Raw genomic sequence first — 11,797 nt, 5'->3', positions numbered from 1 at the left:
AAAAGAGACCCTCATATGGTGCCTCTTATTTTGGGCTCACAGAAAAACCAAGTTCATCTCCCCTGTACGGGATTGAACTTGGTTCCTCTTTTACTTAACTATTTATTACGTGCCTGATTAACTTTGGCGATAAGTTCATTAATAATTTCATCAGGTGACCGCTCATTCATCCATTGTTGGCCGAACATTTGGAACACTTTGATCATCGGGAAATCTGCCCAGAATCCCACAAACTCCTCGTTAAGATATACCTTGTCCGTAACATGCCCGTTCATTTCATTCAGGCAATACTCCAATTCCTTTTTCGCCACAGGATCACTCATCCACTCACTGAGCAGACTGAATTTGTGGAACGTGATTTCTTCCTTACCAAAGTCACAATGCAGACGTTCCGTAATTCGGAGATCTTTGGACGAGCTGCCAAGTGAAATTTGGAAAAACCCGGTCTCTGCCACCCAACGGTTATACTTGGTGTTGTAATATGAGAAATCTCTCTCTTCCAGTTCAAAAGTAATCTTGCGTTTTTCACCCGGCTCCAGTTCAACTTTAGCAAAAGCTTTCAATTCTTTCTCTGGACGGGTCCATGTGCACTCTTCATCGTGAACATACAATTGAACAACTTCTTTCCCCTTGCGCTTTCCGGTATTTTTCAATTGGAAGGACACAGTAACACCGGTGTGGGTCTGAGACACTTCCAGATCCGTATAGGAGAACGATGTGTAAGACAATCCGTGTCCAAACGGGAATTGAGGTGCCAGTTCTTTCCGGTCATAATATCGATAACCCACGAACAAGCCTTCGCGATAATACAGCTTGCCGTTCTCTCCGCGAATTCGCATATGTGAAGGGTTGTCCGACAGTTTGACAGGGAATGTCTCAGACAGTTTGCCCGAAGGATTTAACTGTCCGAATAATACATCTGCAATCACTTTACCCATGCCTTGACCCGACAACCAAGAATGAATCACACCAGGTACATGCTGTACCCATGGGCGCATCGCCAGTGCGGAACCGCTGCTCGTTACGACAATACACTTGGGTTGAACCGCGGCTATCGCGAGAATCAATTTCACTTGATGCTCGGGAAGATCAATGCCTTGCAAATCATGCATCTCCGATTCCGCATATTCCGGTTGGCCAACAAACAGTACAGCAACATCGGAATTCATGGCTAATGAGACGCTTTCCTTGATTAGCTCATCATTGATGGAGTCATCCTCCGGGTACCCTTCTGCATAAGTCATGGTCATGGCATCACCAGCCAGATTTTTTATCTCGTCCCATGGAATATCGACTTTTGTAGGCGTTACTTTTGCACTGCCCGCTCCCTGAATTCTCGGTTTTTTGGCAAACCGTCCGATCACGGCAATCGACGAAATGGACTCCTGCCCTAGCGGGAGAATCGCGTTCTCATTTTTCAGAAGCACAATACTCTCGGCCGCCGCTTTACGCGCGAGTGCATGATAGTCCGAATCTGGAGAAGAATCCAAGTCTTTCTTACCCGTTACTCGCTCAACCAACTTCAAAATCCGTCCCACACTTCGATCCAACTGTTCTTCGGCAAGGCTTCCGTTCTGAACTGCTTCAATGATCGCTTTGGCATTGTAATTGGCGGGACCCGGCATCTCCAGATCAAGCCCAGCCTTCAGACCGCGTATGCGATCATTGACAGCTGTCCAGTCGGATAGAACAACACCTTCATAACCCCACTCTTCTCTCAAAATATCATGCAGCAAATGTTCATTCTCACTTGTATATGTTCCATTCAATAAGTTATAGGAACACATAACCGTCCAAGGATCGGATTTCTTAATAATACGTTCAAAGGCGCTCAGGTAAATCTCGCGGAGCGTTCGCTCATCGATTTCCGAACTGGTTACCATCTTCTCGAACTCCTGGTTGTTACCCGCAAAGTGTTTGACAGAAGCGCCCACGCCTTCGCTTTGGATCCCGTTTATAAACGCCGCTCCAAGTTCCCCCGTCAAGTATGGGTCTTCCGAGTAGTATTCGAAGTTTCTTCCGCCAAGCGGCGTTCTTTTCATATTGACACCAGGTCCAAGCAGCAGCTCAACGTCCATGGTTTTGGATTCACGTCCCAGTGCCACACCGACTTCATACAATAAATCCGTATTCCACGAAGAACCGATGGCTGAACCCGTAGGGTAACAGGTTGCGGGTACATTTTCCGTTGTAATCCCCATTTCTTCATCGCTGTTTGTTTTACGGATGCCGTTTGTCCCATCGTACATATGAACTGGCGGAATGTTTAACCGCTCGATTCCTTTTGTCATCCACATATTCAATCCTGCGCAGAGTGAAGCTTTCTCGGCCAGCGTTAATGCCGTCAACAATTCATTGATTGATTTATCCATAGTACTCACCCTTCTAATATCAATTTTGTTCCTGTTCTTTCTTCAGTTCCTGTGCATCATACAGTTTGAAAAACGGAAACCAGACAATAAATACAATCACCAGGACGACCGCCAGCAAGATAAGCCCATTGAGTCCGGACATAATGTAGGTGGACAGGCCGATTGGCGTGTACCATAGCTGGAAGATCTGGCTCGGGATCCGTACCCAACCCCAGTCGAGAGCCAAGTACACAATCACCGGCGTGATAAGTGAGTTAATCCACATCGGCACCATGAGTAACGGATTAAAGGCAATCGGTGCTCCGTACACGACAGGTTCATTAATGTTGAACAAGGACGGGATAATCGTCGCCTTGCCGACAGATTTCAGTTTTTTCGAACGTGCCATCAGGAACCAAACAACTAACGGCAAAGTCGCACCCATACCGCCAATACCCAGCCAGCCGGAGAAAAAGGTTTCAAATGTGTTAATATTGACCGGATCTTGTCCCGCTGCGACAAGAGCTGCATTTTCTTCGATTGCAGGTATCCAGATTGCGTACCAGATCGGTGTCATGACCCACGGGCTTACGCCGAAAGAATACAGTACAACGCCAATGAAATTGAACAATAAAAATCCGGTTAAGCTTTGTCCAACGGCATTGATCGGCTCAAATACGTTCACGATCAGTCCAAAAATATCAAAATGAAGCTGATATACAAGCAACCATCCTGTTGTTAATACCAGGGCGATCGGGACGAGAAAATCGAACCAGTCCATAATGAATTCGGGAAGTGAAGACCCTTTTTTGAAGAACGAAAATTTGTTGCACATGATCATTACAAGAGCGACAAATACACCTACCAACAGTGCTGTAATCATCCCCGAGGGTCCAAATCGTTCAAGGATGAACTGAATGGTACCGTCTTCGTTTACTGTCGGGTTAAGCAGCATAACGAACAGAGATATCCCCGTCATTCCCGCCAGCAACTTGATTTTGTGTCGTTCTCTTTTTTCCATCACGACATAAGGCGTCAAAAAAGCAATAAACAACCCCAGCAAACCGAAACTGAATGTCGTGATGGGTGTCAGGTCCGGCATTCCCGGAATGAAATCCTGCAAAATCGAAATCAATGTAATAATCGAACCGATGAAAATCATCGGAATGGCGACCATGATGGCTTCTTGAATCGAAGAAACCCAAATATTGTTCGTAAACGCCTCCAATCTTGGCGCAAACGAATCTGTCATCCATTTCATGAAACGCTTCATCCAAAACTCCCCCTGTCTTCCTCTAAGCTGCCACAACCATAGTATATCGATTTGTGTTAACGCTTTCTTGTTGGAACTTGCCGCATCATGGTTCGTTTTTTGCCCAATCCATCACTATAGTTCTAGCTTGCCAGCCTGAACAAGAAATAAACAACAAAAAACATCCCTTCACTACTGAAAGGATGTCTTAAGAGCCTTTTTTTAATATTGCCTATCCAAAATGAGCAGCATTACCCCATGCGGTGGAAGAAAAATCTCTCTGCGCCAACTTTCATCTCTTATCATCTCTGTCCCCATCACGGGTCCACTCCTGCCGTTTAGATAGGCGATTTCTTCTTCCGTCAAGGAATATGGCGATCCCATGCGGGTCCACTCATCAAATACCGATCCATGCTCCCGATCCAGTTGATAACTGGTGCATTTATAAGGCCCCTCGAGATTGCTCAGGGTAAGTGCATAAGCTTTGCTGCCTTTTTCCTCAAATACGTCATAGCGGGTTGAACTGGATAATTCCGACCAATCTCCACTTGCAAACAGCTGGTCTACGTGAACATAGTGATAGAACAAAAATTGCATGCTTCCATCCCTTTTTCGGGTTCCGACATAACCGTCTCCCTTGACCATCAGCTCATCCCCAAGCTTTTGCATAAGCTCAAATGCATAATAGCTGGGTTTCTTCAGCCCATCTCGGTTAATCAGGCCAAAACCTCCGTAGAAAGGAGAAGCGGGAACGATACTTTCTTCGAATACATCAGTAAAGGACCAGAAAGCCATCGCTTTCACGTCACCAAGTGTGTTCATGGTGTGGTAAATGACAAACGGAGCCATGAACATGGTATCGTGCAGCAAGTTACGGTCATAAAGTGAAAAGTTCCATTCTGTGACATGAAGTTCAACATGACCGTACGATGACGCATTCATTTTTTGCCGCATAAGTGCAATACTCTCTTTATAAAAAGCAGGCGGCATGATTTGCGTTAAACGATCGTCTTCAACTTTTAGCTTGGGATACTCCGAATAGATGTGAAACGAATAAAAGTCGAGAGCCACTTCCCGCTTGCGGCAATAGGACAAAAATTCCTCAGCCCAGGTATCGTTCCAGAGAGATCCGTAACCCATAGCTGGCCCACCCACCTTCAGTTCCGGCAAAATCGATTTGATGGCATGAACGGTCGATTCGTAAAACGTAAAGTATTCTTCCTTGCTTCCTGCCCAACAAACACCCGCCAGGTCAGGCTCGTTCCATACTTCGAAATACCACTGCCTCACTTCTTCCGCCCCATAACGATTCAAACAATGGCGAACGAATTCACCAACAAGCGCCTGCCACTTGGCAGGGTCGGATGGCGGGCTAATATTCCCTCTCCACCAAAACAGCGTTTCTTTGGATCTCGCCAACTGGCTCGGCATAAAGCTTAATTCCACAAATGGCCGAACACCCTGATCCAGCAGGAAATCATACAACTTGTCCACATAAGACCAATTATAGAGGGGAGTGCCCTGCTCGTTCTCGCTGTACACCATCATCTCGTCATTGAAGATGCCGTGAAATCGAATATATTGAAAAGGTACTTTTCCTTTCAGCGCGGAGAGCTGCTTCCGCCAATCTTCACGTAAACCTTCAATGGCTCTCCCAGCCGTCATGGTCATATTCCAGTGCTTTTCGTAGACAGACGACGTCTGATCCGCACGAATTTCAATATAAGTTTGGTCTGACAGATGTACAGACGGTATAGGAAGCGTGTCTTGATCAGCGTCAACCTTAACATCCAGATATCGATACAGTAAGCTAATCGCATTCAACGTTTCCATCTCGTAATAATCTCCGCTTGAAGACTCCTCATATGTTTTGGGTTTGCGGTTCACATTCAACTGATGGAGTTCCGGTGTACGAGAAGCTTCCCGATAGGAACCGGGCGTACAGCCGTACTTTTCCTTGAAGTATTTGTTAAACAGCTTCACATTGGCAAATCCGCAATCCAGCGCAATCTCCGAGATATTTTTATCGTTTGCTGCCAGCTGAGCCTGAGCCTTCTCCAAGCGAATGAGCGTCAAATACTTTTGGAAAGGTATCCCGATTTTGTCGGTGAAGAAGTGGGAGAAATAATGCAAACTTAAATGTTCGGAATGCGCCATATCCTGCAGTGTAATCTTCTCATTGTAGTGTAAATCAATATATGTGAGGACCCTGTTCAGTCTTTTATAGTCATAATCCCTGCTACCGTCTTCCAATGCGGAATTCGTTCCACTGGAAAAATACCTCTGCAGGCATCCGCATAACATCTGTAATCTGCCCATTGTGAAATTTTGATAACCCGGCGTTTTTTTGTTGATCTCCCATACCATTTGCGCAAGATATTGTTTAATACTTTGCAGGCGAGGAGCGTTTTGTTCCACGTTCATAGCAGAGTTACAGGAGATAAACGCATTATTGTTCATCAACTCGGGACCGAACTGCAATGTTAATAACACATTGTCCTGATTGGTTCGTTCGATCTTGTGGACGGACATACTGTTAACCACAATCACATCATCTTCATGCAGTGTATATTGCTGCTGGTCCAGATACATGATGATTGAACCGTGGAGAACATATACAACTTCCACTTCCTTGTGCCAATGGAAATCAATATGTTTTACCGAGTTCACGAAGAGTTTCATAGGCAGATCGTCCTGATGTTGAATAAACTCATATAGATAGCGAATTGTCTGCACCTTCCTTCATACCGATTATTATAGCCACAGCATTTTGAAGATATCAACAAGCTAAACAGTAAGAACAAAAAAGCCGATCAATTAAGGTTCAATTGATCGGCTCTTCTATATAAATGTTCAAACTACCTATTCAACTAGATGGACTGCTATCTTACCAACCGCGGTTGGACATGCGCTCTTCTGGAGCCAATTTAGAAATTTCGATCCCTTTCATCGGGGCGCCCAAGTTTTTGGATACTTCGGCAATCAGTTTGTAATCTGTGTAATGTGTTGTAGCTTCAACGATTGCACGAGCGAATTTCTCAGGGCTATCGGATTTGAAAATACCTGATCCTACAAACACACCGTCTGCTCCCAGGTGCATCATTAATGCTGCGTCTGCCGGAGTAGCTACACCGCCTGCTGCAAAGTTAACGACAGGAAGTTTGCCGTTTTCATGAACTTCACGCAGTAACTCATAAGCTACACCCAGATTTTTTGCTTCAGCGTACAGCTCGTCCTTGGACATGTTTTGCACTTTGCGGAGCTGGCTGTTAATTAGACGCATATGACGAACTGCCTCAACAATGTTGCCCGTTCCAGGCTCACCTTTTGTACGAATCATCGATGCACCCTCACCAATACGGCGAAGAGCTTCTCCCAAATCTTTGGCTCCACATACAAATGGTACAGTAAACTCATGTTTATCGATATGGAACACTTCGTCTGCAGGAGTAAGAACTTCACTTTCATCGAGATAGTCCACACCTAGGGATTCAAGCACTTTGGCTTCTATGTAATGACCGATACGTGCTTTGGCCATAACTGGGATAGATACAACCTTCAAAACCTCTTCAACGATGGTAGGATCTGCCATGCGAGCTACACCGCCTGCTGCACGAATATCAGATGGTACCCGCTCAAGAGCCATAACAGCTGTTGCCCCTGCCGCCTCAGCAATTTTAGCTTGCTCTGCATTCATAACGTCCATGATGACGCCACCTTTTTGCATCTCAGCCATTCCTCTTTTTACACGATCTGTACCTGTTTGCATGATTGTAGTCCTCCTAATTAACTTTTGGGTGGTTTTCAATAAAGGCATCGCTCTAATCTATGATTTAGTATAGAATGAGAATGGTCATATAAAAAGATCCAATATTTTTGGTTTTTATTGTACCACTTCAATGATAACTCTGGAGGTCCTATGCAATTTCATGTAGCTTACAGTTCATATTTGAACCGAAAATATACAAAGATGAAAGCTCTATATCATGCCATTCGTGATGCAATTCATGAAGGTAATCTTATACATGGTGAGAAGTTACCCTCTACTAGAGAGTTAGCTGCGACGTATCACATTTCCAGAGGAACTGTGAATCAGGTCTATGATACGTTGACTGCTCAAGGTTACATTCATTCAGAGCATGGAAGAGGAACCTTTGTTGCTTACCAGTTGGATTTGAACAATAATGCGTCCACCGTGAAAGCTTGTACGCATCACTTATCCGCCTGGGGAAATCGTATTCAGCAGTTTGAACAGCATTCGATTCAAAGAAATGCACCAGCCAATGCTTATACACATGATTTCAGAATGAATAGCGACGAAGTGATCGACTTTAGCAAATATCAACCTGATTTCTCCAAGTTTCCTTACGATGAATGGAATAATCGATTGTATGCAGAGATAAGGCAGCGTGAGCATCACCTGAAAACAACTTCTGCCATGGTTAGTTCAACCGGGGATCCAAAATTGAGAGAAGCCATTGCTGCCTATCTTCGAAGGATGCGGGGCATTCAAGTCGATCCGGATCATATTGCAGTAACTGCAGGCTCCATGCAAGCTATAGCTCTACTCACTCAATTACTTGCAGATCCTGGGGATTATGTAGTGACAGAAAGTCCTTGTTATGTCGGAATTTCTAAAGCCATATTGGCTGCGGGTGCAAAGTTGATTGAAGCTAATCTCGATGGTCAGGGCGTTGTGCCTCAAGACTGGGAAGCACGTATGTTGTTTGTCACGCCGTCACGACAATTTCCTACTGGTGAAATGCTCAGTCTGGAACGCAGACAAACCTTGCTGGACTGGGCACAGCGAAATGATGCCATGATTGTTGAGGATGATTATGATAGTGAATTCCGATATCGCGGAATGCATGTTGAACCACTGAAAACACTCGATAAAGCTGGACGTGTAATCTACCTGGGCAGCTTTACCAAAACCTTGCCTTTAGAAGTACGACTTGGTTATGTGGTTCTTCCCCCTACCTTGGCTGACACCTTTAGAAAGGCACAGGCATTATATGAGCCAAGACCCGTCAACCTGATCGAACAACGGGCATTAGCTGCATTCATGACAAGCGGTCAATATGAGCGTCATCTGCGCAGAATGAATCGATTATACAGTCGCAAATTCCATCTGTTACTCAAACTTTTGAACAAAAACCTCTCTACATGGTTTGATTGGGTGGAGAATGAAGCGGGTCTACACGTGTTTGGTTGGTGGCGAGGTAATGTGACCACTTATGAAGCCTTTCGGGAATCAGCTAGGTCACAAGGTGTGGTATACTCAGAAGTCAGCAGTTCAACGTCTGTTGGTACGAAGTATGGTATCTATTTGTCTTTTGCACATTTGTCAGATGAACAATTACAGGAAGGCGTATCCAGATTAAAAAATGCCGTTACAACTGCATTGTGAGGTAAATCGTCTCCAAAGTGAGTACAAGAAGATCATCATTCGGAAGAGGGGCGATCGTTATGAATTGGTTAAATGAACTCTACAAAATGAATAAACAGGAACCGGACAAGGAAATCGAACGTTCTTTGGTTAACGCCATCTTCCGAATTTATGACCGGTTCCCACGTATCGGCCTTAGAGAGCGGATCGGACAGCCAGAAATGTCTCTTGATATCGCCGATGCATATATCCATGGACATAATGCCATGATTGAAGCTGGTGTCGGAATCGGCAAGTCTTTTGGGTATCTGATCCCAAGCCTGCTCACGAATCAAATGTCTCAGAAACCAGTCATTATAGCTACCTCCTCCATTCAGCTCTCGGAACAGATACATAAAGATTTAAGGATCATTGGTAGTCGGTTGGGATTCTCAACGGTTCGCTCCGTCGTGGGAAAAGGCATGGGTCAGTATGCCTGCCGAAGTAGAGCAGCGGAATTGATCAGTCTTGATGATGCTAACTCCTCCGTGTCTACCCTTGCGCAGCGCATATTAGATTATGAAATTGATGAAAGAGCCGATATTAAAGCTGGAATTAGTGATGCTGAATGGTCCCACGTTTCCGTGAATGATTGCAAATTTGAACGTTGTCATCATAAAACTGCATGTTTGTTTTACGATATGAGAGCGAAATTAAATGCAAAAGCTCACGAGATTGATTTTATTATCGTGAACCAGGACTTGCTCATACGGGATTTGATGAAGAAAAAAGAAGGAACCAAAAGCATCATCTCGGAACAGCCTGCTCTGATCGTCATTGATGAAGCGCATAATCTGGAAACAAAAGTTCGGGATGCCAGAACACTTGAGTTCACTTATCGAGGAATTTGCCGCATTCTGGATACCACGGTGCAGCTTCTAACGAAACAGTCCGGGGATAAAAGTCTCTTCTCACAATCCAAGTTCATCAAAAACTGCGCTGAGCGCATCTTCAAACAGGTAAACGCGGATCTTCTCGACCATGCCAAGCAGGATAACGACCGAATCAAAGTGTCAGAGATCAAAGGAATACCGTTGAACCAGGTCTCGAACGAATTAAAAGATCTCAGTCTACGTCTTTCCATTTTGACCTCACGCCACGAGCGGGAGATCGATGACGCTTTTGAAGCCATAAATGGGCTCATTACGCTCATCCATGTCTTGGCTGAAATAGAGGACAACTATCTCAGATGGGCAAGCAGTCCCCTGGGAGTAACCACAATCAGCATCTGTCCCAAAGATATAAGCCAATTTCTGAAATACGCTTTATTTAATGGCAAGATACCTGTAATCCTAACATCAGCAACGCTGTGCCAAGGCGGGGATACGCTGGAGGAACAATATTCTTATATGACGCACTCCCTCGGTTATAAGGGAGATTTCCTAGAGCGCCAACCTTCCCCTTTTGATTACACCAACCATACCATGATGTATATTTCGAACAAAGTTCCCTATTACCACCACGATCAGCGCGAAAACTATCTTGAAGCAGCTTACAAAGAAATGGTCCAACTCTGTAATCTAACTCAGGGAAGAACAATCGTCCTTTTTTCAGCAAAGGAAGACATGAAGTACATTTACAGAAAGTTGATCTCAAGGGCTAATGAATACACATGGGGAGTCCATGTTCAAAAAGAAGGATCTTCCCAGGACAGTGTTATCGCTGAATTTAGGAAAAGCAAAGGTGTACTCTTGGGTACAGGTGTATTCTGGGAAGGCGTGAATATTGAGGGTTCTGACCTGTCACAGGTCATTATTTTCCGGCTGCCCTTCCCTGTCCCGTCGGACCCTGTTTATGAATATAAGGCATCTGTAACAGAGAATCCGTTCATGGAGGTGTTTGTACCGGACATGCTTCTTCGGTTACGGCAAGGAACTGGACGCTTGATCCGTAGTGAAACGGACCTTGGCATACTCAGTATACTTGACTCCCGTCTCAGCGCAGCGGCTAAAAAGAGTTACCGGGCACAGGTGCTGGACACGTTGCCGTTCAAAAAAGTGACGGAGGATTTTGCGGTTTTGGAGAAATTTGTACAAATTAAGGGGATACGACGTACGGATTAGAAGTGGTATAATACGTAACCTTGAAAAACTGCCTAAATTACATGAAACGGCCCTTTCGCTCATAAAGCGGAGGGGCTCATTTCATGCTGTAGGATATATGCTACAATATATTCCAGATCTACGAATCCCAAAGGAGGCATTTACATGGTTGAAAGACCAACTAAAGAGGAATATGCAGCTTATTATGAAGGGTACATGCAGCTTGTTCCTGAAGGGAACATCATCGAACGCTTAGAGCTGCAAGCCAACATCATACCAACTTTACTCTCTTCATTGACAGAGGAGCAAGTAAATTATCGGTACGCCGAAGACAAATGGAGCGTGAAAGAGGTCATCGGCCACCTTTTGGATAACGAACGAATTATGAGCAGCCGATTGCTTCGCATCGCCAGAGGTGACCAAGCGAATCATCCCGGCTACGATCAGGACGTGCTTATGCAGAGCCATCCCTTCAATGCGTATACCGTAGCTGATTTGAATGAAGAATATGCTGTCACACGTCGCTCAACCATTCTTATGCTCCGTCGCCTCACCCCGGAAGCATGGCTCTGTAAAGGGATCGTCAGTGATAATCCTGCTTCAGCTCGATCGATTGCATTTGTTATGGCTGGACATGAGCTCCATCATTTATCAGTACTTCGCGATCGCTATTCGTTAGATTTGAAATTATAAAATTCATTCAAAAAGAGACTTTGAACCTACA

At 44.8% G+C, this 11,797-nt stretch carries 7 protein-coding genes; 3 read left to right on the top strand and 4 right to left on the bottom strand.

Features of this window, described 5'->3' with window-relative positions:
* Positions 1 to 98: 98 nt before the first annotated feature.
* The 4 genes from MKY87_RS00625 to pdxS all read right to left on the bottom strand — a co-directional run bounded on the left by MKY87_RS00625 (position 99) and on the right by pdxS (position 7,375).
* Entirely contained in the window at positions 99 to 2,372 is a 2,274-nt protein-coding gene (locus tag MKY87_RS00625; RefSeq protein WP_340962497.1) for a beta-glucosidase, read from the bottom strand.
* Positions 2,373 to 2,391: 19 nt separating this feature from the next.
* Positions 2,392 to 3,624 (bottom strand): PTS sugar transporter subunit IIC, encoded by a 1,233-nt coding sequence (locus MKY87_RS00620; RefSeq protein WP_062834547.1) that lies wholly within the window; start codon positions 3,622 to 3,624, stop codon positions 2,392 to 2,394.
* A 201-nt stretch (positions 3,625 to 3,825) separates the two neighbouring features.
* Complete coding sequence (locus MKY87_RS00615; RefSeq protein ID WP_340962496.1) at positions 3,826 to 6,285, bottom strand: GH39 family glycosyl hydrolase; 2,460 nt, start codon at positions 6,283 to 6,285, stop codon at positions 3,826 to 3,828.
* Positions 6,286 to 6,490: 205 nt separating this feature from the next.
* On the bottom strand, positions 6,491 to 7,375 hold the full coding sequence (gene pdxS / locus MKY87_RS00610) for a pyridoxal 5'-phosphate synthase lyase subunit PdxS (protein WP_340967356.1): 885 nt from the start codon (positions 7,373 to 7,375) through the stop codon (positions 6,491 to 6,493).
* 147 nt (positions 7,376 to 7,522) lie between these two features.
* On the opposite strand from pdxS, the gene pdxR reads away from it, so the two are divergent.
* From pdxR to MKY87_RS00595, 3 genes are all read left to right on the top strand, one after another.
* Entirely contained in the window at positions 7,523 to 9,013 is a 1,491-nt protein-coding gene (pdxR, locus tag MKY87_RS00605) for a MocR-like pyridoxine biosynthesis transcription factor PdxR (RefSeq protein WP_340962495.1), read from the top strand.
* Positions 9,014 to 9,072: 59 nt separating this feature from the next.
* Entirely contained in the window at positions 9,073 to 11,094 is a 2,022-nt protein-coding gene (locus tag MKY87_RS00600; RefSeq protein ID WP_340914641.1) for an ATP-dependent DNA helicase, read from the top strand.
* 144 nt (positions 11,095 to 11,238) lie between these two features.
* A complete protein-coding gene (locus MKY87_RS00595) occupies positions 11,239 to 11,766 on the top strand; it encodes a DinB family protein (protein WP_340914642.1) in 528 nt (175 codons plus the stop codon).
* Positions 11,767 to 11,797 lie beyond the last annotated feature (31 nt).

The sequence above is a fragment of the Paenibacillus sp. FSL R7-0198 genome (assembly GCF_038000415.1).
In the GTDB taxonomy this organism is placed as follows: domain Bacteria; phylum Bacillota; class Bacilli; order Paenibacillales; family Paenibacillaceae; genus Paenibacillus.
This window is presented reverse-complemented; position numbering and strand designations above follow the sequence as displayed.

Coding starts and splice junctions, on each gene's coding strand:
- MKY87_RS00625 (WP_340962497.1), bottom strand. CDS start 2,372: ATGGATAAATCAATCAATGAATTGTTGACGGCATTAACGCTGGCCGAG.
- MKY87_RS00620 (WP_062834547.1), bottom strand. CDS start 3,624: ATGAAGCGTTTCATGAAATGGATGACAGATTCGTTTGCGCCAAGATTG.
- MKY87_RS00615 (WP_340962496.1), bottom strand. CDS start 6,285: ATGAAACTCTTCGTGAACTCGGTAAAACATATTGATTTCCATTGGCAC.
- pdxR (WP_340962495.1), top strand. CDS start 7,523: ATGCAATTTCATGTAGCTTACAGTTCATATTTGAACCGAAAATATACA.
- MKY87_RS00600 (WP_340914641.1), top strand. CDS start 9,073: ATGAATTGGTTAAATGAACTCTACAAAATGAATAAACAGGAACCGGAC.
- MKY87_RS00595 (WP_340914642.1), top strand. CDS start 11,239: ATGGTTGAAAGACCAACTAAAGAGGAATATGCAGCTTATTATGAAGGG.